At 48.5% G+C, this 24,466-nt stretch carries 22 protein-coding genes; 15 read left to right on the top strand and 7 right to left on the bottom strand.

Annotated elements, in window-relative coordinates:
• Nucleotides 1-159: 159 nt before the first annotated feature.
• Nucleotides 160-1,566, bottom strand: a complete 1,407-nt coding sequence (gene glnA, locus B067_RS0100710; RefSeq protein WP_019528122.1) for a glutamate--ammonia ligase — start codon at nt 1,564-1,566, stop codon at nt 160-162.
• Between the two features lie 399 nt (nt 1,567-1,965).
• Between glnA and thiI the strand changes: the two genes are divergently transcribed.
• On the top strand, nt 1,966-3,420 hold the full coding sequence (gene thiI / locus B067_RS0100705) for a tRNA uracil 4-sulfurtransferase ThiI (protein ID WP_019528121.1): 1,455 nt from the start codon (nt 1,966-1,968) through the stop codon (nt 3,418-3,420).
• A 123-nt stretch (nt 3,421-3,543) separates the two neighbouring features.
• On the opposite strand, the gene B067_RS0100700 is transcribed toward thiI, so the two are convergent.
• Entirely contained in the window at nt 3,544-4,005 is a 462-nt protein-coding gene (locus tag B067_RS0100700) for a hypothetical protein (protein ID WP_019528120.1), read from the bottom strand.
• 201 nt (nt 4,006-4,206) lie between these two features.
• Here B067_RS0100700 and typA point away from each other — a divergent pair, with 201 nt between their 5' ends.
• From typA to B067_RS0100660, 7 genes are all read left to right on the top strand, one after another.
• Complete coding sequence (typA, locus tag B067_RS0100695) at nt 4,207-6,012, top strand: translational GTPase TypA (RefSeq protein ID WP_019528119.1); 1,806 nt, start codon at nt 4,207-4,209, stop codon at nt 6,010-6,012.
• A 227-nt stretch (nt 6,013-6,239) separates the two neighbouring features.
• Nucleotides 6,240-7,421: a GGDEF domain-containing protein gene (locus tag B067_RS21070; RefSeq protein ID WP_019528118.1), complete on the top strand. Its 1,182-nt coding sequence runs from the start codon at nt 6,240-6,242 to the stop codon at nt 7,419-7,421.
• A gap of 77 nt (nt 7,422-7,498) precedes the next feature.
• The gene (pip, locus tag B067_RS0100685) at nt 7,499-8,464 is read left to right on the top strand and encodes a prolyl aminopeptidase (protein ID WP_019528117.1); all 966 of its coding nucleotides are present in this window, start codon (nt 7,499-7,501) and stop codon (nt 8,462-8,464) included.
• A gap of 20 nt (nt 8,465-8,484) precedes the next feature.
• Nucleotides 8,485-8,922 carry a D-aminoacyl-tRNA deacylase gene (dtd, locus tag B067_RS0100680; RefSeq protein ID WP_019528116.1) on the top strand — a complete coding sequence of 146 codons (438 nt, stop codon included), beginning with the start codon at nt 8,485-8,487 and terminating at the stop codon, nt 8,920-8,922.
• A 134-nt stretch (nt 8,923-9,056) separates the two neighbouring features.
• A complete protein-coding gene (locus B067_RS0100670) occupies nt 9,057-9,539 on the top strand; it encodes a DUF3015 domain-containing protein (protein WP_019528114.1) in 483 nt (160 codons plus the stop codon).
• A gap of 69 nt (nt 9,540-9,608) precedes the next feature.
• Nucleotides 9,609-11,534, top strand: a complete 1,926-nt coding sequence (locus B067_RS19230; RefSeq protein ID WP_019528113.1) for an Lnb N-terminal periplasmic domain-containing protein — start codon at nt 9,609-9,611, stop codon at nt 11,532-11,534.
• Entirely contained in the window at nt 11,509-12,381 is an 873-nt protein-coding gene (locus B067_RS0100660; protein WP_019528112.1) for an alpha/beta hydrolase, read from the top strand. Before B067_RS19230 ends, B067_RS0100660 begins: the two co-directional genes overlap by 26 nt.
• Before the next feature lie 30 nt (nt 12,382-12,411).
• On the opposite strand, the gene B067_RS0100655 is transcribed toward B067_RS0100660, so the two are convergent.
• Nucleotides 12,412-12,894, bottom strand: coding sequence for an FKBP-type peptidyl-prolyl cis-trans isomerase (locus B067_RS0100655; RefSeq protein WP_019528111.1), 483 nt, complete (start codon nt 12,892-12,894; stop codon nt 12,412-12,414).
• Between the two features lie 113 nt (nt 12,895-13,007).
• On the opposite strand from B067_RS0100655, the gene B067_RS0100650 reads away from it, so the two are divergent.
• Both B067_RS0100650 and B067_RS19225 read left to right on the top strand, forming a co-directional pair.
• Nucleotides 13,008-13,193, top strand: coding sequence for a hypothetical protein (locus B067_RS0100650; RefSeq protein WP_026244324.1), 186 nt, complete (start codon nt 13,008-13,010; stop codon nt 13,191-13,193).
• Nucleotides 13,194-13,244: 51 nt separating this feature from the next.
• Nucleotides 13,245-13,502 carry a Kazal-type serine protease inhibitor family protein gene (locus B067_RS19225; protein ID WP_035801133.1) on the top strand — a complete coding sequence of 86 codons (258 nt, stop codon included), beginning with the start codon at nt 13,245-13,247 and terminating at the stop codon, nt 13,500-13,502.
• A 24-nt stretch (nt 13,503-13,526) separates the two neighbouring features.
• Here B067_RS19225 and B067_RS0100640 read toward each other — a convergent pair whose 3' ends face one another.
• Nucleotides 13,527-13,784, bottom strand: a complete 258-nt coding sequence (locus B067_RS0100640; protein ID WP_019528108.1) for a hypothetical protein — start codon at nt 13,782-13,784, stop codon at nt 13,527-13,529.
• A gap of 228 nt (nt 13,785-14,012) precedes the next feature.
• Here B067_RS0100640 and parC point away from each other — a divergent pair, with 228 nt between their 5' ends.
• The 5 genes from parC to B067_RS0100615 all read left to right on the top strand — a co-directional run bounded on the left by parC (nt 14,013) and on the right by B067_RS0100615 (nt 20,091).
• Nucleotides 14,013-16,262, top strand: coding sequence for a DNA topoisomerase IV subunit A (gene parC, locus B067_RS0100635; protein ID WP_019528107.1), 2,250 nt, complete (start codon nt 14,013-14,015; stop codon nt 16,260-16,262).
• A 249-nt stretch (nt 16,263-16,511) separates the two neighbouring features.
• Complete coding sequence (locus B067_RS0100630; protein WP_019528106.1) at nt 16,512-17,819, top strand: NAD(P)/FAD-dependent oxidoreductase; 1,308 nt, start codon at nt 16,512-16,514, stop codon at nt 17,817-17,819.
• A 45-nt stretch (nt 17,820-17,864) separates the two neighbouring features.
• Nucleotides 17,865-18,656: an SIMPL domain-containing protein gene (locus B067_RS0100625; RefSeq protein ID WP_026244322.1), complete on the top strand. Its 792-nt coding sequence runs from the start codon at nt 17,865-17,867 to the stop codon at nt 18,654-18,656.
• A gap of 203 nt (nt 18,657-18,859) precedes the next feature.
• Nucleotides 18,860-19,813 carry a DMT family transporter gene (locus tag B067_RS0100620; RefSeq protein ID WP_019528104.1) on the top strand — a complete coding sequence of 318 codons (954 nt, stop codon included), beginning with the start codon at nt 18,860-18,862 and terminating at the stop codon, nt 19,811-19,813.
• A gap of 53 nt (nt 19,814-19,866) precedes the next feature.
• Entirely contained in the window at nt 19,867-20,091 is a 225-nt protein-coding gene (locus B067_RS0100615) for a DUF2798 domain-containing protein (protein WP_026244321.1), read from the top strand.
• Between the two features lie 122 nt (nt 20,092-20,213).
• Here the strand turns inward: B067_RS0100615 and B067_RS0100610 are convergent, their stop codons facing one another.
• From B067_RS0100610 to B067_RS0100600, 3 genes are read right to left on the bottom strand one after another with little or no spacing between them, the layout of a single operon-like run.
• Entirely contained in the window at nt 20,214-21,641 is a 1,428-nt protein-coding gene (locus B067_RS0100610; protein WP_019528102.1) for an amidase, read from the bottom strand.
• Between the two features lie 36 nt (nt 21,642-21,677).
• Nucleotides 21,678-23,105, bottom strand: a complete 1,428-nt coding sequence (locus B067_RS0100605) for an amidase (protein ID WP_019528101.1) — start codon at nt 23,103-23,105, stop codon at nt 21,678-21,680.
• A 53-nt stretch (nt 23,106-23,158) separates the two neighbouring features.
• Nucleotides 23,159-24,361: an MFS transporter gene (locus B067_RS0100600; protein ID WP_083921330.1), complete on the bottom strand. Its 1,203-nt coding sequence runs from the start codon at nt 24,359-24,361 to the stop codon at nt 23,159-23,161.
• Between the last annotated feature and the right edge of the window lie 105 nt (nt 24,362-24,466).

The raw sequence follows: 24,466 nt of genomic DNA, 5'->3' as shown, positions 1-24,466 counted from the left end.
ATGGCTCGCTGTGGCGGTTGTTGTGGTGTAGTTGTGGTGTAGCTGCGAGTAAAGCATAAGCCTGTGTCAGGGCGGGCGTCATTAGGGTGAAATACAAGGCAAAAAAAAGCCCGCACCATGAGATGGTGCGGGCTTTAGCTTAGCACTTAACAGCCGTGATTAGCAGCTGTAGTACATGGCGAACTCAACAGGGTGAGTCGTCATGTTTAAGCGCTGTATCTCTTCTTTCTTCAGCTTTATGTAAGCGTCGATCATGTCGTTGTCCATAACGCCGCCAGCGGTTAAGAATTCACGGTCTACATCTAAGGCTTCTAGCGCTTGCTCTAGGCTAGAGGCAACCGTTGGGATTTCAGCGGCTTCTTCTGGCGGTAGGTCGTATAAGTCTTTATCGGCTGCATCGCCAGGGTGTATTTTGTTTTGGATGCCGTCTAGCGCCGCCATTAACAATGCGGTGAAGCATAAGTAAGGGTTGGCCGCGGGGTCGGGGAAGCGCGCTTCTATACGACGGGCCTTAGGATTGGGTACATAAGGAATGCGTATAGAGGCCGAGCGGTTACGTGCCGAATAGGCCAGCATAACAGGGGCTTCAAAACCGGGAACCAAACGCTTGTAAGAGTTGGTTGCTGGGTTGGCAAAGGCGTTAATGGCGCGGGCGTGCTTGATAATGCCGCCTATGCAGAATAAAGCTTCTTCTGACATACCTGCGTAGGCATCACCAGACATTAGGTTTTTACCGTCTTTGGATAAAGACATGTGTACGTGCATGCCAGAGCCGTTATCGCCCACTACTGGCTTAGGCATAAAGGTAGCCGTTTTGCCGTAGGCGTGCGCCACATTGTGTACACAGTATTTTAAAATTTGAACTTCATCGGCTTTAGGTACGATGCTGTTAGGGCCTACGCCTATCTCACATTGGCCAGCGGTGCCGACTTCGTGGTGATGTACTTCTATGGTTAGGCCCATGGCCTCCATAGCGTTACACATGGCGCCACGTAGGTCGTGTAAAGAATCGACCGGAGGCACTGGGAAATAGCCGCCTTTAACACCCGGGCGGTGGCCAGTGTTGCCATCGGTGAAGGTTTTGTTAGAGGACCAAGCCGCTTCTTCAGAGTTGATTTCAAAGCCTACGCCAGACATTTCGGTATGCCATTTAACGTCGTCAAAAACGAAAAACTCAGGCTCTGGGCCAAATAGGGCTGCATCGGCGATGCCGGTGGCACGCATATAGGATTCGGCACGCTCCGCTATAGAGCGAGGGTCGCGGCTATAGCCTTGACCGGTAGTGGGCTCAACAATATTGCAACGCAAGTTTAGGGTGACGTCGTCGGTGAAGGGGTCGATAACGGCGGTAGAGTCGTCAGGCATTAAAATCATGTCTGAGTCGTTAATACCTTTCCAGCCGCCTATAGAGGATCCGTCAAACATTTTGCCTTCTTCGAAAAAGCCTTCGTCTACTTCTGAAGCTGGTATGGTGACGTGATGCTCTTTACCGTTGGTGTCGGTAAAGCGCAGGTCTACCCAGCGTACATCGTTGTCTTTAATTAGGTTCAGAGTGTTCTCTGACATGTTGAGCTTCCTCTCTATAAGGTTGTTAATTAACTATGGTTTACAACTATAGCTGTAGTCGTTTCGATTGCGAGTGAGTATATAGGGTTTTGCCTTGGCTTACCTCAGCTCCCTCGCCATCGAGCTAAGTTCAGGCTATAGCTTGCTATTAGCAATCGCTATGCCAGCTTGTGCGGCCTGCTAACCAACTGATTAATAAGGAGATTATTTTACCTCCACATTTCGTGATAGTTGCATGCGCACCATCATGGTGCGGTTGTGCCTGATATTGGTGCGCTTTGTGTGAAGAGGTTTTGGGATCTTTCTAGCAAGGGTCTAGGCCGCTAAGCGTTTTGTTGTGGGCTAAACTGGGTATAATTGCCGGCCATTTTTTATCCCCCTGACAGGGCTAGTGACATTATGAAGTTTATCGTTAAGTTTTTCCCCGAGATTACGATTAAGAGCAAGCCGGTGCGCAAGCAGTTTGTGAAGAACCTTAGCGATAACCTTAAAAAGTTACTAGGCCCGTTGCATGAGTCGGTGCGTATACAAAAAGACTGGGATAAGCTGGTGGTGCACTGCAGCTCTAATGATGAGCAGCTGCGCGGGCAGATGATAGATACCTTGGCTTGCACCCCCGGCATTGCCTACTTCTTGGATGTGGTGGAATTCCCCTTGGGGGATATGCAGGATGTGTATGAAAAAACGCAGCAGATTTGGGGTGAGCGGCTAACGGGCAAGACTTTTGTGGTGCGCTGTAAGCGGGCGGGCAAGCACGATTTTAACTCCACTGATTTAGAGCGTTATGTGGGCGGCGGCTTGTTGCAGCACACTGCGGCGGCAGGGGTAAGGCTGCGCGACCCCGATGTAACGGTAAACTTAGAGGTGCGCGACGATAAGCTCTATGTGGTCAACGACAAGCACGCCGGTCTGGGAGGCTTTCCACTAGGCAGCATAGACCCGGTACTGAGTTTGATTTCTGGCGGTTTCGACTCTACGGTTTCAACCTACCTCACCATGAAGCGCGGTATGCGTACCCATTTTTGTTTTTTCAATTTAGGTGGTCGCGATCACGAAATAGGAGTGAAAGAAGTCGCCCTGTATTTGTGGCTGAAGTATGGCTCCACTTCGCGGGTGCGTTTTGTAACCGTGCCTTTTGAGGGGGTGGTATCAGAAATTTTACAAAACATAGATGATTCGCAAATGGGCGTGGTGTTAAAGCGCATGATGCTGCGTGCGGGCACCAAAGTGGCTGAGTCTTTAAACGTGCAGGCTCTCGTTACTGGCGACAGTGTTGCGCAGGTGTCCAGCCAAACCCTGACCAACCTAACAGTGGTGGATGCTGCTACCGATATGCTGGTGCTGCGGCCGCTAATTACCATGGATAAGGGCGATATTATCGATCTCTCTAGAAAAATTGGCACTGAGCCTTTTGCTGCTGTGATGCCCGAGTACTGCGGCGTGATTTCGGTAAAGCCTACCACTAGAGCCAAGATGGATAGGATAGTTAATCAGGAAGAAAAGTTTAACTTTGATTTAATTGATGAGGCTGTGGCCAATGCCCAGTTCGTCAATATCGATAAAATTGACTTAGCTGAAATGGCTAGTACTGAGGTAGAGGTACTAAACGTACCTATACAAGACGGCATTATTATTGATGTGCGTCACCCCAGCGAAGAAGAGCGCAAGCCTTTAAAAATTAACAATGTGACAGTAGAAAAAATACCTTTCTATGAATTGCACGGCAAGTTTGCCGAGCTGGATAAAAACAAAGTGTATTTATTGTATTGCGATAAAGGTGTGATGAGCCGCCTGCATGCCTCACACTTAGTGGAGCAAGGCTATAGCAATGTTAAGGTGTATCGCCCGCTGTAGTTTCTAGCTGCCGGTTATAGCAAACAAATAAATCGTTAAACTCTCTCAGCCTGATGGGGCTGAGGGAGTTTTTTTATGGGTAGTTGTTTTACGCTATGGGCGTTGGCTATTGTCGACCAACCCCTAAAGCCCAAGGGCGGGGCTGCTCATATTGATATTGGATATTTTTAGCTTATCGCTGTCAGGGGCGGTTTCATCGTGCACTAGGGTGATGGTTAGCTCGGCGTGGCCGCGGCTGTATTGAACTATGCCGCTATAACTGATGTAGCGGGTGCCTAGCAGGCTTAAAGCGCTGGCTAGGCGTGAAAAATGCAGCTCTTCTATGCGCTCAAATTGGCCTAGCGGGCGGTAAAGGTCTAGCACATTGCTAAGCTGCTGAGGGCTAACCACACTTTTGGCGGCGCTGGAAAGATGTTGGCTAAGGTCGGCCGCCTGCCAGCTGTCTATATCCTGCAGCATGGCGCTGATTTGATCAGGGGCCGTGGCCTGATAGTGGGCCTCTTGTCTATCAGTGTAAACAAATAGCCCAGCCACTATGGCTAAAAAGCTAATAATTACTAGGCGTATAAGTACGGGCTTAGACATGTTGAGCTCTGCTTTATAAAGAGTAATAAAAAGGGGTTGTGCGCTATTCTAACGGCAATTGTAGCGCTGCAGAAGTGCTGCGCGGAGGCTAATCCCTATAAATTAATGCGTTGCCGGCAGCGATTGGTGAATAAATACTATCTGTTAACCGGCTTTCGTGTATAATTTGCGCCCTTTTTGACCAGCTTTAGGTACCCTCTTGTGATTGAGAATCTACGTAATATCGCCATTATTGCCCACGTTGACCACGGTAAGACTACCTTGGTTGATAAGTTATTAAGCCAATCGGGCACAGTGGCTCGCCGTGATGAAGGCACTGAACGCCTCATGGACTCAAACGATCAGGAGAAAGAGCGTGGTATCACCATCCTGGCTAAGAACACCGCCATTGAGTGGAAAGACTACCGCATCAACATCGTCGACACCCCCGGGCACGCCGACTTTGGTGGCGAAGTAGAGCGCGTACTCTCTATGGTCGATTCGGTATTACTATTGGTAGACGCGGTAGATGGCCCCATGCCACAAACCCGCTTTGTTACCTCTAAGGCTTTCGAGCAAGGCCTGCGTCCCATTGTTGTTATCAACAAGATCGATAGGCCCGGTGCTCGCCCTGATTGGGTTATGGATCAAGTATTTGATTTGTTTGACTCTTTAGGCGCCACCGATGAACAGTTAGATTTCCCTGTTATTTACACTTCAGCCATTAATGGTATTGCCGGTACCGACCCGGAAGCTATGGCTGAAGATATGACACCTTTATATGAAATGATTGCCGAGCAAGTGCCTGCGCCACAGGTAGACCCTGACGGTGCATTTCAAATGCAGATATCTGCTCTAGCGTATGACAGCTATTTAGGCGTTATCGGTGTAGGCCGTATTACCCGCGGTAAGTTAAAGCCTAACCAGCAAGTGACTGTTAAGAGCGCCAATGGCGACGAGCGTAGAGGTAAAGTTTTAAACGTAAAAGGTTACTTAGGCCTTGAGCAAGTAGAAACCCAAGAAGCCACCGCTGGCGATATCGTTTGTATTAACGGTATCGATGGCTTGAGTATTTCAGACACCTTGTGTGACCCCGATCTGGTTGAGGCATTACCTGCATTAAGCGTGGATGAGCCTACCGTTAGCATGAACTTTATTGTTAACAACTCACCTTTCGCCGGTAAAGAAGGTAAGTTTGTTACTACCCGTAATATTAAAGACAGACTAGACCAAGAGTTAATTCATAACGTAGCCCTGCGGGTATCGGCTGGCGACACCCCTGATAAGTTTGTGGTATCGGGTCGTGGTGAATTGCACTTGTCGGTATTAATAGAAACCATGCGCCGCGAAGGTTTTGAGTTTGCTGTGTCTCGCCCTGAAGTTGTGCAAAAAGAAGTGGATGGCGAAATCTTAGAGCCTTACGAGCAAGTGGTTATCGATGTTGAAGAACAGCATCAAGGTGCCATCATGGAAGAGCTGGGCTTGCGTAAAGCCGAGATGACTAACATGGAGCCCGACGGCAAAGGTCGCGTACGCTTAGAATTTATTATGCCTTCGCGTGGCTTAATTGGTTTCCGTGGTGCGTTTTTAACCATGACATCGGGTTCAGGCATCATGACCGGTATCTTCGATCATTACGGCCCGGTTAAAATTGGTGATGTAGGTAAGCGTCAAAATGGCGTACTAGTCAGCATGGTTAAAGGTAAAACAGCGGCTTTTGCCTTGTTTAACCTACAGAGCCGTGGGCGTTTATTCTTAGGGCATGCGGTAGAAGTTTATGAAGGCCAAATTGTCGGCATTCATTCTCGCGACAACGATTTAGCGGTTAACCCCATAAAAGGTAAGCAGCTGACTAACGTACGTGCCTCAGGTACTGACGAAGCCTTAACGCTAGTGCCGCCCATTAAGCACACCTTAGAGCAGGCTCTAGAATTCATCGAGGATGATGAGTTGGTAGAAGTTACCCCTAAAAGCATACGCATACGCAAAAAGTTATTGACGGAAAATGAGCGTAAGCGCTCCAAATAACCAAAAGGGCAATTTGCTTATTTGATAGTGCAATTGGTGCTAAGTTAACGCTTGCTTGGCACCAGCGCAGTCTCTATGCTTCCTGCAGTGTGATGCTCGTCACACTTTGTGAAAGTGTTAGAGCACAGAAGTGTTAGAGCAAAGCAGCCATCAGGAGATGGCCAATAAAAATTATAAATGGACGCCTGTTAGCGGTAAAAGGCCCCCCAGAACATAGAGGTTTTGAGGTGACAGTACATAAATTTAGCCCCCTATCGACAGCCGATGAGGACAAGCAGCGCACTGCTACCAGTCCTTATCACTTATCCCGTTATCTGCGGCGCCCTAGTGCTAGCTCTGGCTATGGTTCTGAGCCCGGTTTTAGCAACTGGAGCCTCAAGGTAGATCAGCAGCGCCATCTAGCCGTTATCTTATTGACTGGCATGGCCATTTACTGTGGTTTTTTATCCTTCGAGTTATTAATGGCTGGCCGTACCTTGGCCGGTGTCGGCTTATTAGTATTAATGGCTTTGCATGTCGTGGTAGTCCGTAGGTATGCGGATTCCGTATTGAACTGGCCTTCGCAATTGATAGTGGCTATAGCCATACTCAGTTTATATGTCTATTTGCTGCTGAAGGGCGGCGACTTGCAGGGCGATGTGCTGTGGGCTTTAACCATGGCCCCCACCTTTTTCTTTTTATTAGGGCATTTTTGGGGCGGGCTGTGCTTTGCTGTGGCGTTAGCCGCGAGCATAGTGGTGTTTTTTGCACCCTCCACTGTCTCTATGTTTATTGCTGCGCCTTTGATAGCCGGCGAGTATATTGCCAAGGAGCGTTTCTTAGGTATTTTTATGCTGTTGGGTATGTATAGTTTTTTGCTGGAGTACGATCGCAGCCGAGTTATAGGCTCGCTATTATCCAGTCGCGACCGCCTGCGTATACAGGCCAGCACCGATGAGCTAACGGGCCTAGCCAATCGCCACCATATGCGTGAGTGTCTGTCGCAACAAGAGCGTCGCAGCCAGCAGCGGCAAGAGCGCTACGGTTTAATACTGGCTGATATCGATCGCTTTAAGCAGATTAATGACCAGTTTGGCCACGACTGTGGTGACTGTGTCATTGCCGCAGTGGCCGATGCTCTGCGCAGCGCCCTGCGTGACGAAGACGTAGTTGCACGCTGGGGTGGTGAGGAGTTTTTGGTGGTGCTGCCCGATACCGACAGCGAGAGCGCTAGGTTAGTGGCCCAAAAGCTGCGCGAGGCTGTGGCAGATTTGAGCTTGCAGTATGAGGGTCATCAGGTTCATCCCACTTTGAGTTTTGGCGTGGTGTCTGGAGATCAACACCAAAAAGTTCAAGACTTAATATGTCAGGCAGATCACTGCTTATACCAAGCCAAACACAAAGGGCGCGACTGTATCGTTTACGCCTAGCGCTAAGCGACTTAGTTATGGGCAATGCAGCTAATATGGGTGATACTTAGCCGGTTCGTTCTAATAAGGATATAGCTGTGCTGCCTCTTTACCCTGAAATCAAACCCTATGCTCGCCACCAGCTCGCAGTTGATGAGCCCCATCTACTTTATATCGATGAAAGCGGTAGCCCCGATGGTATACCGGTGTTGTTTGTGCACGGTGGCCCGGGTGGTGGTTGCGATGGCAATAGTCGTCGTTTTTACGACCCCGAAAAATACCGCATTATTACCTTTGATCAGCGCGGCGCAGGGCGCTCTACGCCTCATGCCGAGCTGAGTCTTAATACCACGCCACACTTAATCGCCGATATAGAAGCGATACGCGTGTTTTTAAAAATCGAACAGTGGGTATTGTTTGGCGGATCCTGGGGCTCTACCCTGAGCTTACTGTATGCACAAGCTTACCCTGAGCGTGTGTTGGGTTTAGTGTTGCGCGGTATCTTTTTGTGCCGGCCGCAAGAGTTGCAGTGGTTTTATCAAGGCGGTGCTCATCACGTATTCCCCGATTACTGGAAAGACTATATCAAGCCTATTGCCGAGGATAAGCGCGAGGATTTTATTAGCGCTTACTATGAATTATTAACCGGCAGTAATGAAATTAAACGTATGGAGGCCGCTAAAGCTTGGTCGGTTTGGGAGGGGCGTTGCTCCACCTTGCGGCCCAACCCCGATTTAGCTGAGAGCTTTGGCGAGCCACACAAGGCCTTAGCCATGGCACGTATAGAGGCACATTATTTTATAAATGGCGCTTTTATTGGTGACAATCAAATTCTTGAGAATATCGATAAGTTAAACGGCATCCCCGGTATTATTGTGCACGGCCGCTACGATATGGTGTGTCCGCTAGATAGCGCGGTGGCTTTAAACGCGGCCTGGCAGGATAGCGAGCTGCATATTATTCGTGATGCCGGTCATTCAGCTGGCGAGCCCAGTATTGCCGATGCGCTAGTGCGCGCCACTGAAGATATGGCGATAAGGCTACGCCCTGAAGATAATCCATAACACTATTACGAGCATACGCATTGAAAGCATTACTACAGCGGGTGACGCAGGCGCGCGTTACTGTGGCGGGTGAAACCGTAGGCGAAATTCAACAAGGTTTATTGGTGTTATTGGGGGTGGAGCGCGACGACGACACCGCCAAAGCCGATAAGCTGGTAAATAAATTAATTGCCTATAGAATTTTTTCGGATGAGGCTGGCAAAATGAATTGCAGCCTTAAAGATATTAATGGCGAATTATTATTAGTGTCGCAATTCACCTTGGCGGCGGAAACTAATAAGGGCTTGCGGCCGGGCTTTTCTACTGCCGCACCACCCGACTTAGCTCAAGAATTATACCAGTATATGATTGCGGCCTTAAAAGCTAAATCGATTAAAATACAAACGGGTCAGTTTGGCGCCAACATGCAAGTGAGCTTAACCAATGACGGCCCCGTCACATTTTTATTAGAGGCTTAACATTAACGCTCTTATTGATTGATCTTTGCTAAAGCTGTGATAGTCTTTTTGGGTAGCGGCAATGGGGCATTTTACTTCATGTTTAAAAACCGCAATTAATACACTTATAAACACTATCCCATTAGGGGGCAATTATGAAACGGATTATAGTAAGCGCAATATTATTAGCAGGCTCAACAGTAGCCATGGCCGAGGCACCCGGCGGTCCAAACTGCGGTTGGGGTAATATGTTGTTTGACGGTCAGTCAGGTTTACCTTCGCATATAGTGGCTTCTATTACTAACGGCACTAGCGGTAACGCCACCTTTGGTATGACTTCAGGCACCAATGGTTGTAACACCTCCGGCACGCTGACCTATGGCGGTAAAGAGATGATTAATGTTGGCGCTTTGCTGGATGAATTTAGCGAAGATGTTGCTCGCGGTGACGGCGAAGTTTTAAATGCTGTGGCGGTTTCTTTAGGTGTTAACGCTGAAGATCGCGTGGCCTTTAAATTAGCCATGCACAATAACTTTGATAAAATTTTCCCCGCAGAAGATGTGACCACTGAGCATGTTTTAGCCTCTATGTGGTCAGTGATGCAAAGTGATGCACAATTAGCTAAATACGTATCATAAGCACTTCGTGACGGCCGTTCTGGCCGTCACTACTTTCTAATATTTCACCCCTTTTAGGATCGTTGCTGTATGAGCTTTGCCAAATTGCTCGTCGTTGTCGGCTTATGCTGTGCTTATTCTGCAACCATGGCTGGGCAGCCTTTATTGTCGAATGAACAGCCGAATGAGCAGTCGAATGAATTGCCAGCTGAGTTAACCCATCAGTTATCAGAACAAGAGCTTGCACACGCGGCGCATGACGGCCAGTGGTTAAATTTACTGCATTATAAAAGTAAGCAGCCCACCAACGTTTGGCATAATCAATTTCACAGCTATGTGGATGACAAAACATTTTTTATTAGCGATAGCGGCCATAGTGATCCTAAGTCAGAGTTAGCTGCGACACTGAAGGCTTTTGTTGCAAACCCACAAAGCCAATGTAAATACCCCGCCAGAAAGCTGTGGCTGTTAAAACATTACCCGCAGTTGAAACAACAGTTACCAGCGATAGCGTGTGATGAATACGAACAATGGCGCAGCAATATAGATGCAACGCAGTTGGTGTTAGTGTTTGCCTCTAGTTATATCAACAGCCCTTCATCCATGTACGGCCATACTTTTTTACGGGTAGATCCCGGCAATATAGAACAGGGCACCACCTTGCTGTCTTACGCGCTGAGTTTTGGCGCCAATATTCCCGATAATGAAAACGGCTTGCTCTACGCCTACCGCGGTTTATTTGGCGGCTACCCTGGTACCTTTGATGCCAAGCCCTATTACGAAAAAGTAAAAGAATACTCGCGCATGGATAACCGCGACCTGTGGGAATATCGCCTAGATTTTACCGAGCCAGAGCTGGCTATGTTTATGGCTCACGCTTGGGAATTAAACTTAGTTAATTTTGATTATTATTTTTTTGATGAAAACTGCGCGCTGCGGTTAATGGAGCTACTCGATATTGCCCGCCCCGGTTTAGAGCTCACCGCGCAATTTACTGATGTCGCCATACCCATAGATACCGTGCGGGTGGTTAGCGAAGCGGGTTTAATCAGTGACGTGCATTATCGCCCCTCCAACCAAGTAAAATTGCAACATGCGCTAGCGGCGTTAAGTGATGAGGAGCAAAACTTAGCAGCGACCTTAGCTGAAGATGAAGCCTTATTGCAAGGCTTGGATTATCTTGCATTGCCAGAGGGGCGTCAGCAATTAGTAGCACACACCGCTTACAGTTACCTGCGTTATAAAACCAATAGCTTGCCGCGCGATGAGCATGTAAGCCGTAGAAACTTAGCCTTATTGCGCGCGATAAAACAGGGCGATGCGCCTATAAAATTACCGCCCATTGTTACGCCGGTGGCGCCCGAGCTGGGCCACAAAACAAAAATGTGGGCAGTCGCGGTGGGTGAAGAGGAGAGCAAGACCTATACCGATATAGAATTTCACATGAGTTACCACGACCTGTTGGATAATCAAGATGGCTATCCCGCCAAAGCCTCATTAAATATGGGCCGCATAGTATTACGGGCTAAGGAAGATGAATCTGTGCAGTTGCAGCGTTTGGATATCATAGAAATCGCATCGCTGGCGCCCAGAGATCAATTTTTCAAACCCTTGTCGTGGCGGGTCAACGCCGGTTTAGAGCGGCAGTGGGTGGGGGGGAAAGATGAGTTGGCCAGCCAAGTGAATGGCGGCGCGGGTTTGTCCTATACGATTTATGGCGATCTCTCGGCTTATACCTTGGCCACCTTGCGTTTGGAATATAATAATGGCTTGGAGAGAAAGCTGGATCTTGCCCCCGGCGCAGCACTAGGTTTATTGTGGGGGAATGGTAAGCACCAAGCCTTATTGGCTGCAGAGCATTACCGTTTTCTCGATGGCGTAGAGCGCAATAGCGTGAGCTTGGGCTATAACTGGTCACTCGATGTAAACAATGCCGTGCGCTTTATGTTTAATCGTCGTCTGCAATCCTCGCAACAGGTAAACGAAGCCAGTGTTTCTTTTAGACATTATTTTTAAACCTAGGCGCTTGCTATGTTTGCTAGCTTTAAGCCTGTGCTTGGCAGGCTGCGAGAGCCTGTTTTTTTATCCTATGAAAGAGCATGTGCGCAGCCCGGACGATATCGATTTGGCTTATACGGATGTGCGTATAAACAGCAGCGATGGGGCGAGTTTACACGGCTGGTTTTTACCGGCAGTAGGCCCCGCCAAAGGCACGGTGTATTTCTTACACGGCAATGCCGAAAACATTAGTACCCACATCGCCAGCGTTTATTGGCTGCCCCAGCGTGGCTATCAAGTGTTTATGTTGGACTACCGCGGCTATGGCCTGTCCACGGGTGTGCCTACTTTGCCAGCGGTATTGGTGGATATTAAAAAGGGCTGGCAGTGGTTGCTACAGCAGCCGCAAACGCAGCAGCGGCCAGTTTATATTTTGGGCCAGAGCTTGGGGGCCGCCATGGCGGGTTATGTGGTGGCTACTGAGCCTGAGCTAAAGCAATCCTTAAGTGCGGTAGTGCTGGATGCCGGCTTTGCCAGTTATCCGCAGATGGCGAAAGAGACGGCTGCCAAGCACTGGCTAACCTGGCCTTGGCAGTGGGTGGCGGCGGGTTTGCTGGGGGATGAATACGATTTAGAGAAGGTGGTGGCGCAGATACAGCCCACCCCTTTATTGTTGATTCACGGCAAACAGGATGCGATTGTTGCGGCAGGGCAAATACAGCGGTTGTATGAGTTGGCGGGGCAGCCCAAGCGCTTATTACAATACGAGGGCCCGCATATTGCCACCTTTCAGCAGCCCGCCAACCGCGAGTATGTACTGCGATTTTTTGAGCAAGCTGCGGCGGGTGAAGTTACTGGTCTTTAGCGTTCTGGGTCTTAGTGCCAGTAGCTGAGTTTAGTGATCGTGACCACCTTTGCCGTGGGCATGGCCATGGGTGATTTCGTCTTCGGTGGCGGCGCGCACGTCCATCACTTCTATTTCAAAGCGTACGGCCTGGTCGACCAGTGGGTGGTTTAAGTCTACGTCGACATTAAATTTACCCACCTTTACTACAGTGCCTACCTGCATACCTTGCTCGGTATTAATGCGCACGGTTTGGCCGGGTTTCATTTTGCCTTCGTGTTTGAGGTATTTTGAAGGCACCCGCTGCTGCATGTCTGCTTTGCGTGCGCCAAAGGCATCTTCAGGGGCTAACTCTATCTCTAGCTTGTCGCCTGTCGACTTGCCCTCTATGGCGTTCTCAACACCGGCTAAAACATTGTTATAGCCAAATAAAAATAGATTGGGTTCCGCGTCCAAGCTGCTTTCAATTTTTTCGCCTTGGGCGTCGAATAAGCTGTAGTGAAAGCTAACAACAGTGTCTTTAGTGGCTTGCATGATTAAACTCAACAATTAAGTAGGTGACAGTGGGTAATAGTAGGTGATTTACGTGTAAAGGGGCGCTATGGTACGTGTTTTTAATCAGCCTGAATAGCTATCCGGGGGCTTCTGTGGCCGACATTTTACCCTTTAAAAAAGTGCCGCTAAAACAAAAATTTAAGGGCCATACCCTGTGTAAGCAGGGCCACCACAAGTGGCGCATAGTCACCGAGCGCAAATTCGATGTGCAGCAGGGCAAACTGGTGACGGCCTATGAGTGTGAGCGTTGCCACAAGCATAAAACCAAGCTGCTGTAGTAGGGTTAGCAAGGTGCTGAGGTTTAATAGTAGTAAACAAGGGGTAGGGAAATGATAAAAAGGATAATGTTGCATATAGCCTGCGCTGCGGCGCTATTGGGCTGTGCCTCGGCTGAGCGCAGTGTGCCCGATAGCGCTGGCGGCTGTGCTGAGCCACGGCCACAAATCTGTACCCGCGAATATCGCCCGGTATGCGGGGTGCAGCAGAATAGCTTGGCGAAGAGTTATGGCAATGCCTGCACGGCTTGTGCCGATGCGCAGGTGGTTTATTACTTGGAGGGGGCGTGTAAGGGGCGTGCGCCTCGTTAAGCGGCTGAAAGTGCTGGTGTTAGCTTAGCTGCTAAGTTTGCTCTCTATATCGGCCAGTAGTCGACGTACTTCCTCGCCACCTTCCACCGATTCTATAACCATGGCTAGGCCTAGGATATGCTCGGCTATCACTTGTTTAACCGACAGCCTTTGGGCTTCAGCCCGATCGCGCAGTAATAAAAAGGCACTGGCGCCTATGTCGTCTATTTGCTCTTGCTCGGTCATGGTGGCATCAGAATGACGAAAATGCTCTATTTCAACAACATTGCTAATCGGTGGCATGGGGTTGTTCCTAAAGGTTGGCGGTGATGCTGGTCAATTGCTGTGCAGTATAGGTTTTTGTGACAGCCTTGAAACTAGGTAATTACCCCTCCCCGCTTGCGTAAAACACTTATGATGGCTGGTAACTGGCTGATTTCTCAGAGATAATCGGGGCTAATTTTTTGCTGTGTAATCCATCTTATGCCGCAGCAGCTACATACTTAGAACTACGCAAGTCAGGAACCGCCTATGTCACAGGTTATTATTGGTGAAGATGGGGTAGAGCAATTCTCCCTAAAGAGCTACACCGAAAAAGCATACCTCGATTATTCCATGTACGTTATTCTCGACCGGGCGCTGCCAAACATAGCTGATGGCCTCAAGCCGGTGCAGCGCCGTATTATTTATGCCATGAGCGAGTTGGGCCTAAAAGCCGGCGCTAAATACAAAAAGTCTGCTCGTACTGTGGGTGACGTCATCGGTAAGTTTCACCCGCACGGTGATAGCGCCGCCTATGAAGCCATGGTGTTGATGGCGCAGCCTTTTTCCTATCGCTACCCGTTGATAGACGGCCAGGGTAACTGGGGCTCGCAGGATGATCCTAAGTCTTTCGCCGCTATGCGTTACACCGAGTCTAAGCTACACGGCTTTGCCGATGTGCTGTTGTCCGAGTTGGCCCAGGGCACGGTAGATTGGCAGCCTAACTTTGATGGCACTATGGATGAGCCTAAGGTGCTGCCTTCTCGGGCGCCCTCGGTATTGCTAAACGGCGTAACCGGTATCGCGGTAGGCATGGCCACCGACATCCCCCCGCACAATGTGCGTGAGGTGATAGGCGCCACTATTCATATGTTAGAAAATCCTAAGGCCACCGTGACGGATTTAATGGCATTCGTACAAGGCCCTGATTACCCCACCGAAGCTGAAATTATTACCGCTCCCGCCGACATACAGAAAATGTATGAGACCGGCAAAGGCAGCATGCGGATGCGGGCAATTTGGCAAAAAGAAGGCCCCGATGTGGTGATTACTGCTTTACCGCATCAGGTGTCGGGTTCAAAAATATTAGAACAAATTGCCGGCCAAATGCAGGCGAAAAAACTGCCCATGGTGGCGGATTTACGGGATGAGTCGGATCACGAAAATCCTACGCGCCTAGTGATAGTGCCGCGTTCTAATCGCGTAGACCTAGAGCCCATGATGAACCACCTATTTGCCTCTACTGATTTAGAGCGCAGCTATCGTATTAATATGAATATGATAGGCATAGATGGTCGCCCGCAAGTAAAAGCCCTTAATCGTATCATCTCGGAGTGGCTGGAATTCAGGTTGGAAACCACCACCCGCCGTTTGCAGTATCGCTTAGATAAAGTGTCAGAGCGCTTGCACAAATTAGACGGTTTATTAATCGCCTTCTTAAATATAGATGAAGTTATCCATATTATTCGCACCGAAGACGAGCCTAAAAAAGTGTTAATGGCGCGTTTTGAATTAAGTGAAATTCAAGCAGAATATGTACTTGATACCAAGCTGCGCCAATTAGCGCGCTTAGAAGAAGTCAAAATTCGTGCCGAGCAAGATGAGCTAAACAAAGAGCGTGAAAACCTAGAGGCTACCTTAGGCTCACCGCGCCGTTTAAAAACCTTAATTAAAAAAGAGCTGCAAGCGGTGGTGGATGAATATGGCGATGATAGGCGCTCGCCTATTGTTAGCCGTGTGGAAGCCAAGGCTTATAGCGAAGAAGATTTAATGACTACCGAGCCGGTTACGGTAGTGCTCTCCGAAAAAGGCTGGATACGCTCAGGCAAGGGCCACGAGCTAGACCCGGCCACGCTAAGCTATAAGTCGGGGGATAACCTGCACTTGGCCGCCAGAGGTAAGTCTAATCAAGCGGTGGTGATACTGGACTCCAGTGGTCGCTCCTATACCGTGGCGGCCCACAGCCTACCCTCGGCCCGCGGCCAAGGTGAGCCCTTAACGGGACGCATTAACCCAGCTTCAGGCGTGCGCTTTGAAGGTTTGTTGATGGGTAAGGCCGACGATATATACTTGGTCGCCTCTGACGCCGGTTATGGTTTTGTGGTTAAGTTTGAAGACTTACAAAGCAAAAACAAAGCCGGTAAAGCAGCCTTAAGCCTACCCAAAGGTGGCCGAGTGTTACAGCCCTCAGCCGTAGGTGAGGTAGCAGGGGCTAGCGTGGTAGCAGTGAGCAATGAAGGCCGCATGCTATTATTCCCCATCGCCGATTTGCCGGTGATGGCGCGCGGTAAGGGTAATAAAATTATTGGTATACCCTCGGCGCGTTTGCAGGCCCGCGAAGAATTTATGGTAGGGGTGCAGGTGATACGCGCAGGCCAAAGCTTACGGGTACATGCCGGTAAGCGCTACCTCAATATGAAGTTTAACGAGCTGGATCACTACGCTGGTGAACGCGGTCGTCGCGGTAATAAATTACCTAGAGGCTTCCAAAAAGTGGATCGCATAGAAGTGCTGGATTAATCCAGCACCACTATTTAAACGGTTTTTATGACTAGACCTGCACCTCTACATTATCTAGGTTTTGTTTTCGTCAAAGCCTACCTCAATATGACGGCCGCACTGTAGTTCACTCTGTGGCCTATCATGTTTTCTATTCTTTGGTGGCGGCTGCTTAGCTACAAGATATAATATTTTTAATATCACCACTCTCTTACGCTATGCTCAAACATAGCGTTGAGTGGCTGTGCAGCAAAAAATTGAGGTAAATTCATGAGCGTTTTTGAGCAGGCCCGAGGCCAACACATTAATTCCTATTACGCCGCCAGTGCCAATGGCGCGACAGACTTTCCCACACTTAATGATAATGTCGAAGCCGATGTCTGCGTGGTGGGCGGTGGCTATGCCGGTATGTCAGCGGCGATAGAATTGGCCGAGCAGGGCTACAGCGTGGTGTTGTTAGAGGCGGTTAAAATGGGCTGGGCGGCCTCGGGGCGCAACGGCGGCCAGATTATTGGCGGCTGGAATGCAGGCTACGATGGCCTAGCCAATAGCTTTGGCTACGAGACCGCTAAATTATTTGCCGACTTGAGCGAGGAAGGTAAACGGATAATTTATCAGCGCGCCGAAAAATACGGTATTAACGCGGATATTAAAAAGGGTTACGTTACCGCCGCTATGTACCAGCCGCACTTGGCCGATGTGCAGCATTATGCGGAGGAACTGAGCCAATGGCATTACCCTCATGCAGTAACCGTGCTATCACAGCAGGATATGCAACAGCATGTTGCCAGCGATCGCTACATAGGCGGCTTATATGATGAGGGCAGTGGCCACTTTCATCCTTTAAATTACGCCATAGGCGAGGCTAAAGCGGCGGCCAGCATAGGTGTACGCATTTTTGAAAACTCAGCGGTGCTAAAGATAGAATCTGGCGACGAACCTACTGTTTACACAGCTAAGGGCAGAGTTAAAGCCAAGCAAATTATTTTGGCGGGCAATTGTTATTTGGGTAAAACCGCGGCCAAGCTACAAAAGAAAATTATGCCCTCCAGCACCCTTGTTATCGCCACTGAGCCTTTAGGCGCCGAGCGCGCAAAGCAACTCATGCCCAGTGATGCGGCGGTGTGTGATTTACGCCATATATTGGATTATTTTCGCCTATCGGTGGATGGCCGTTTATTATTTGGTGGCAAAACTATTTATAGAGGCGTAGACCCCAAAGATATCGCCAAGGTGATGCGCAAGGATATGCTGAAAGTGTTTCCGCAGCTGGCGGATGTAAATGTTGATTACGCCTGGGGCGGCCATATCGATTTATCGGTAAACCGCATGCCTTCTGTGGGTGAGTATGAGGCCAATGTTTATTTTGCCCAGGGCTTTTCTGGCCACGGTGTAGTGCCTGCTCATATTGCCGGCAGAGTGCTGGCTGAAAAGGTGATGGGCAACACAGAACGCTACGATGTATGGCAGCAAATCAAACACTACAGCTTTCCCGGCGGAACTTTATTGCGCAAACCGGGTTTTCTATTAGGGTCTAGCTTTTTTTACTTACAAGATTTATGGGCCTCCTTGCGTTAAGCCTAGGCCTGGTTTTTCACCGTTATTCAATCAAAGGAAACAACTATGAAAACAATAGCAATGAGTTTGCTGGCAGTCATGTTTAGCGTGGCGGCCAGCGCCGAGCCCGAAGTAAAAGGTGGGCCAGAAGAACTGCGCCGTTTTTTACACCCTAAAGATAGCGTGGTCAGTATCTATGCTAGCGCCGAGCAAACCGCCTATTCCGATATGGCGATAGTTAATCTGGTGTTCACTACTGAAGAAAAATCACTGTCACAGGCATTGGCCAATAACAGCGCATTGCGGGCGCAGGTCAGCCAACAGTTACTGGCCGCCGGTATAGCGGCCGATAAGATCAATAGCGCCAAGTTTTCCACCTCGCCGCAGTTTGGCTGGTTTGGCAGCAAGCCCAGTAGCTATAAAGTGATTAACCGCATGGCGGTGGAAATCTCTGAGGAGTCACATTTAAAAACCTTAGCGACGGTGGCTGATGAAAACGCGGCTATAGATTTATCGGATACCAGCTTTAAGCACAGCCAAAAAGATGAATTCAATAACAAAGTGAAGCAGCTAGCGCTAAAAAAAGTAATGCAGCAAAAAGCCTTTTATGAAAGCTCCTTAGGGGTGATCTTAACCCCTGTTAATTTCCGAGAAGGGGGTATGGTACGCGCAGCTACTCGGGGGGCGGCGATGATGGAAGGGGTGGTGCTTAGCGCACAAAAAGCCAAGCGCACGGTGCAAGATGCCGCTATGAGCTATATGGGGCAGCCCAAAGAAGAAGCTTCTTTTGATGAGGTGGAATACCGGGCAGACTTAACCGTGGACTTTAAAATAGAGCCCAAAGCGGCTAAAAATTAATGTTAACCTTGTGTTGAGTAAGGCGGGGCTTGCTGGCAAGTCTCGCCTTTTTTATGAATTGAGTTTATGTCTTAGATGACAACGCCATAGTTCGATGCAGGGCTTTATTGCGCTGTCACCCTATTGTTTCTCAAATCGGCGTTGTGTAAATAATAGGCACTGTTAAACTGCGCGCTCTTTTTAATGTATTTAGTGGTAGTTGTATGCAGTCAAAGGCGCATTTTTGGGGTTGGGTTTTACTCTTTATTAGTTTTGTCTGGGGTATAGAGTTTTCGTTAGTGCATATGTCGCTAGATACCTTAGGCCCCCATACCTTTAACACCTTACGTTTTGCGATTGCAGTGCTTAGCTTGTCGCTTTACTTCGTGCTAGCCCGGAAAAAACTGTGGGCCAAGTTGACGAAAAACGTGTTACATCATGGCATTGTTTTAGGGGCTATGTTGTTTATCGGCTTCGCCGGACAAACGATAGGCCTGCAATACACCACGGCCAGTAATGCCGGCTTTATTACCGGGTTAAATGTGCTTTTGGTGCCCATCATTGCCTTGTTGTGGTTAAAGCAGCCGCAGCAGTGGTTTGTTTGGATGGGGGTGGCTTTAGCTATTGTCGGTACCTTGTTGTTAACCGGCGGGGTATCTGGCTTTGGTGTTGGCGAGCTGCTGGTATTACTGTGTGCCCTGATGTTTGCTGTGCATATTGTTTACACCGGTGTTTATGCACGGGAGGTCGATGCTCTGGCGCTAACCCAAGTGCAATTAATCACCGTAACCGTGTTGAGTTTATTAGCTGCCATTTACTACGAGCAAAGCTCCTTGCTTGCTCTGCCCGAACATTTAATTTACCAAGCGGGTACTGAGGTGGGGCAGACTTTGTGGCTGGCGCTGTTGTTAGGCGGCACGGTCGGGACCAGTTTGGCCTATGTGGCACAAACTATAGGCCAGCAATATTTGGATGCTTGGCGGGTAGGGGTGATTTATGCCACCGAACCTTTGTTTGCCGCATTAGGTGGTTTTTGGATATTGTCGGAAACTCTAAGCAACTATGCTTGGTTGGGAGCAGGTTTTATTATCGCGGGCATGTTAGTGGCAGAGCTGATGGAGGGCGATAAGTTGGACGATAACGGCAGTGCTTTAGTGCCGGAGAAAGTGCAAGGATAAAGAATGTGTTACCGTGGGCAGTGATGTTATTGCTTATATTGGGGGAGTGGTGAGTGATAGCTAAAAAATACACGAGCTATGTGTTTTCGTTTTTTATGTCATTATTAATGTCATCGATTATGTCTATGGTGGTGACTTTGATCAATATGGGCTTGGTCGATAATCTTCTTACTATCTGGTTGCGGGCGTGGAGCATTTCTTTTGTGATTGCTTTCCCGACGATTATTGTTGTTGCGCCGCTAGTTAAAAAGCTAGTTGATGTAGTGATTGAACAATAGTGAGCTGTGATTTAAATAAACGTGCTGCTAGCTTTACATTGCTGTCACAGGTTTAGCAATGAAGGGTTTAGCGATGATGATTCAGCGCTAAACCTACTTATATCTTATTGCCCCAACGGTATTTAAAATCTAGGATAATCCCCGCATTCAAAAAACGGCTTTTGCAGCGTTTCATAAGCGCTAGCCGCTTTAAGCACACTGTGCTCGTCGTAGGCCTTGCCCACAATTTGTATGCCGGTAGGCACCTTATTACTATCTTTACCGGAGGGCATGCTCAGCACTGGGCAGCGGCTTAGGCTATTAAAATAATAAGTCATAGAGTCGGAGCCAAAATTGGGACTAATCAACTTGCCGTTGATGCATAGCGAGTTAACACTGTAGTCCCAGTCGGCGGGCACTTTTGCGGTAGCTGCGGTGGGGCATATCAGCACGTCATAAGATGCCATAGCGCGGGTAAAGGCCTGATACATTTCAGCCTCATGCGCTTTGGCGTTGAGTAGGTCATCTATACTAATCACTTTGCTGTCGGCAAACAGTGATTGCACATAAGGCGTTAACTGTTCTAACTGTGCGGGCGAACCAAACTGTTGTTTTAAAACAGTGATAGCATAAAAATAGATGTGGGTGAAAAATGTCTCTATGCATTGTTCAGTCCAGTCTATAGTCACTTCTTCTACGATGGCGCCTAAGTCCTGAAATTTTTTGACGGCGGCCAAGGTGTTCTGTTGTACGTCTACATCCACTTCCCTATGGCCTAAGTTCAAGCTATAAGCTATGCGCATGCCGACGATATTGTCATAGCTGTTGGGCAGAATAAGCTTGGGGCTGAGGCTGGTAATATCGCTGGGGTGAGGGCCGGCGATTTGATTTTGAAATGAAATAATATCAGCTACCGATCTCGCCATAGGTCCTTCGTGGCAGTAAGTATCGAAATTCCATGGCGGTGATTGCGGCACACGACCATAGGGCGGTTTATAACCGACTATGCCATTGTGTGAAGCGGGTATACGAATAGAGCCGCCTATGTCACTGCCGGTAGCTAGGGTGGCTGTGCCAGAAGCTAGGGCAGCGCCTGAGCCGCCCGATGAGCCGCCAGCACTGTAGGCACTATTCCAAGGATTGCGGGTAACGCCCCATAGTTTAGAGAGGGTGTTGGAGTGCATGCAAAATTCAGGGGTGGTGGTGCGTACGTGGGCAATAGCGCCAGCGTTTAGCAAGCGCTGTAACATCGGTGAAGTGTGGTCAGCGATAGCATCTTTTAATAATAGCGAGCCCTGGGTGCAAGGCTTGCCCTGTTGCGCAGTTTCATCTTTTACCCCTAGGGTGATACCTTCTAAGGGTTTGGCGCGGCCTTGCCTATAAGCGAGCTCGGCCGCTTGCGCGGCCTGTAAGGCTTCTTCATAAAACTGAAAAGCTAAAGCGTTAACGGTAGGTTCCACTTTTTCTGCCCGGGCAATTTGTGCTTGCAGAATATCTACGGGCGATAGCTCGCCCGATGAAAAGTGTTTGATTGCCGTTGTTGCCGATAAATAGCAAAGTTGTTCAGACATTATTGAGTAGCCTTACGCTCACTATTATCCCAAGCTTTAAAGCTTGGGATAATCACCGGTAGCAAAAAATGGTTTATTGACGGATTCATAGGCGCTAGCCGCTTTAAACACACTGTGTTCGTCGTAAGCCTTGCCTACAATTTGTATGCCGGTGGGCACATTATTTCTATCTTTACCCGCTGGCATGTTTAATACCGGGCAGCGGCTGAGTATATTGAAGTAATAGGTCAGCATTTCCGTTACAAAATTAACATTTAATGTTTTGCCATTTATTTCTAGTGGGGTAGTACTAAAATCCCAATCGGCGGCAAAGCTAGCGGTTGCCATGGTGGGGCAGATAAATAAATCATAGTCTGCGGTTGCGTGAGTAAACTGTTGGTACATTTCACCTTCATGTTGCTTAGAATCAATAATGTCGGGAATGCTAACACCGTTAGACTGCTCTAATAAAAAGCGTACATAGGTGGTGAGTTGTTCGTGCTCGGCAGGGTCGGTAAGGGATTTTTTTAGTATACCCATGGCATAAAAATATAAGTGGGTTAAATAGGTTTGGCGGCAGCGTGAAGTCCAGCCTATAGAGACTTCTTCAACGATAGCGCCTAGATCGCGAAATTTCTGTAGCGCAACTAAGGTGTTTTCACGTATATCATTATCCACTACACGATGCTCAAAATCTAAGCTGTAGGCTATGCGCATACCGGCGATATTGTCGTAGCTGTTAGGCAGAATAAGTTTGGGGCTTAAGCTGGCAATGTCACTGGGGTGGGGGCCGTTAATTTGGTTTTGAAATAAGATGGTGTCGGCAACAGTTCTAGCCATGGGGCCTTCGTGGCAGTAAGTGTCAAAGCTCCAGGGTGGCGACTGCGGTACGCGGCCAAAAGGCGGTTTGTAACCAACTATGCCATTTTGCGACGCGGGTATGCGTATAGATCCTGCAATATCGCTGCCGGTGGCTAGGGTGGTGGTGCCTGAGGCTAATGCCGCACCAGAACCGCCCGATGAACCGCCGGGGCTATAGGCCAAGTTCCATGGGTTGCGAGTAACGCCCCATAATTTCGACATGGTGCAGGAGTGCATACAAAATTCAGGGGTGGCGGTGCGGGCATGGGGTATGGCGCCAGCATCGAGTAAGCGTTGCATCATTGGAGCATTGTTATCGGCTATATGATCTTTCAATAATAACGAGCCATGGGTGCTAGGTTTACCCTTGTGGGCTAGCTCATCTTTTATGGCCACGGTGATACCTTCTAAGGGCCTAGCCGTGCCATTTCGATAGGCTTTTTCGGCAGCTTTAGCCATGTCCATAGCTTCGTCGTAAAAGGTAAACACTAAGGCATTTACCTCGGGCTCCACTTGCTGGGCGCGGTCGATTTGCGCCTGTAATACTTCTACTGGCGATAGTTCTCCAGAGCTAAATAATTGTATGGCGTCTACCGCCGATAAATAACACAATTCATTAGACATAATACTTTCCTTCAATACATAAATGTTAATACATAGGGTTTTGCTGATTAAAATTAAGCGGTTTGTTTAGCGTTTTTTAAGGCAAAAGCAAACAGGCATAAGCTCAGTACTACGCCGGCTGTGGCTAAATGCCCTACCGCAATAAAATCGCTGTTAGAAATTAATAAGCCTGCGACGGCTGGGCCTAACGCGCCGCCCAGAGTTTGAAAGGCCGGTGTTAGTGCTACTGCTTTACCTGAGGGGTCGCATTGATTAACCGCCGCATATTGGTAAGGCATGGAGAAGTTCCACATGGCGGCGTATAGCAGTGCGGAAACAAAATAAAACTCTGCGGAGATGGTAAAAGACAAGCCATAAACCGCTAACACTATGCCTGCGGTTGCTAAACATAAAGGCTTAAGCCTGCCGTAGCGATCGCCTAAAAAGGATGCTGCCAAAGAGCCTATGATGGCTATCATGGCAGCTATAGCGAGTAAGGTGCTGGCGCTTTCAGTGGTTAAGTCTGAGGCCACGCCCATTCTTTCTATATAGGTCCACACACAACCTATATTGAAGAAAAACAAAAAGCAGCCGGCAACAGAGAGCAAGGCTTTGGGGTTAGTTAATACGCTTAGTGCGTTAGGGCTAAGATTCTCAACGTTTCTACCGGCGCATGGCAACCAGTAAATAACAGCCAGCCCCGATAGCGCCATACCTGCCATTAGGCTGTAAATACTGTCAAAGCCCCACAGGTTAACAGCTTGCGGAATGAGAAAAATAAGTAGACTAGAACCCACAACCTGCATAGATATGGCGTAAGCAAAAGCACGATCAGGGTTGGGAGCGTCAGATAAAATAATTAGGGTCAGCGAATATAAGGCGCCGCTGCCCAAACTAATAAAGCCAAAGGCAATGAATTTAATGAGATATTGCTCGGATGACATGGCAATAAAAAAACCGCTAATAAATAGCGCTAAGCTAATCGCCGCGCTGTACTGCCAGTTATAGCGTCGTACCCAAAATAAAGCAGAGGTAGAGCTTAGGCTATACAGTAATAATAAAGCGGCAGAAAAATAACCCAGCTGTTGATTGTTAAGGCTGAATTGGTTGGCGGTAGCGCCAATAATGACGGGCTGTATTAGCACCATTAGTGAGGCTACAAGATTAAGCCACAGCGCTGCTGCAATCGATTTTGGACGAAAAATACTAGTAGCATTAGGGTTGTGAGTAGGCGCTATAGTTTCTGCAAGCGTTTCTTCAACATAAGATGTGTTCATAACTTTGCCGTAGGAGGCGATGCAGCGACAAGCTGCAGGCCGTTGTTAAAAAGAAGGTGCATTTATATCAGTGGTTATTGCCGATAATAAATGCACCTAGGTTTT

This window comes from Dasania marina DSM 21967 (assembly GCF_000373485.1).
In the GTDB taxonomy this organism is placed as follows: domain Bacteria; phylum Pseudomonadota; class Gammaproteobacteria; order Pseudomonadales; family Dasaniaceae; genus Dasania; species Dasania marina.
Note: the sequence above shows the minus strand (reverse complement) of the source record. Positions and strands in the feature narration are given on the sequence as shown.

What these genes read in the sequence shown, in the direction of transcription:
- B067_RS0100640 (WP_019528108.1), bottom strand. Translation starts at nt 13,784, where the DNA reads ATGCCACCGATTAGCAATGTTGTTGAAATAGAGCATTTTCGTCATTCT.
- B067_RS0100610 (WP_019528102.1), bottom strand. Translation starts at nt 21,641, where the DNA reads ATGTCTGAACAACTTTGCTATTTATCGGCAACAACGGCAATCAAACAC.
- glnA (WP_019528122.1), bottom strand. Translation starts at nt 1,566, where the DNA reads ATGTCAGAGAACACTCTGAACCTAATTAAAGACAACGATGTACGCTGG.
- B067_RS0100655 (WP_019528111.1), bottom strand. Translation starts at nt 12,894, where the DNA reads ATGCAAGCCACTAAAGACACTGTTGTTAGCTTTCACTACAGCTTATTC.
- B067_RS19225 (WP_035801133.1), top strand. Translation starts at nt 13,245, where the DNA reads ATGATAAAAAGGATAATGTTGCATATAGCCTGCGCTGCGGCGCTATTG.
- thiI (WP_019528121.1), top strand. Translation starts at nt 1,966, where the DNA reads ATGAAGTTTATCGTTAAGTTTTTCCCCGAGATTACGATTAAGAGCAAG.
- B067_RS0100605 (WP_019528101.1), bottom strand. Translation starts at nt 23,105, where the DNA reads ATGTCTAATGAATTGTGTTATTTATCGGCGGTAGACGCCATACAATTA.
- B067_RS0100670 (WP_019528114.1), top strand. Translation starts at nt 9,057, where the DNA reads ATGAAACGGATTATAGTAAGCGCAATATTATTAGCAGGCTCAACAGTA.
- B067_RS0100620 (WP_019528104.1), top strand. Translation starts at nt 18,860, where the DNA reads ATGCAGTCAAAGGCGCATTTTTGGGGTTGGGTTTTACTCTTTATTAGT.
- B067_RS19230 (WP_019528113.1), top strand. Translation starts at nt 9,609, where the DNA reads ATGAGCTTTGCCAAATTGCTCGTCGTTGTCGGCTTATGCTGTGCTTAT.
- B067_RS0100625 (WP_026244322.1), top strand. Translation starts at nt 17,865, where the DNA reads ATGAAAACAATAGCAATGAGTTTGCTGGCAGTCATGTTTAGCGTGGCG.
- B067_RS0100600 (WP_083921330.1), bottom strand. Translation starts at nt 24,361, where the DNA reads ATGAACACATCTTATGTTGAAGAAACGCTTGCAGAAACTATAGCGCCT.
- B067_RS0100630 (WP_019528106.1), top strand. Translation starts at nt 16,512, where the DNA reads ATGAGCGTTTTTGAGCAGGCCCGAGGCCAACACATTAATTCCTATTAC.
- B067_RS0100700 (WP_019528120.1), bottom strand. Translation starts at nt 4,005, where the DNA reads ATGTCTAAGCCCGTACTTATACGCCTAGTAATTATTAGCTTTTTAGCC.
- parC (WP_019528107.1), top strand. Translation starts at nt 14,013, where the DNA reads ATGTCACAGGTTATTATTGGTGAAGATGGGGTAGAGCAATTCTCCCTA.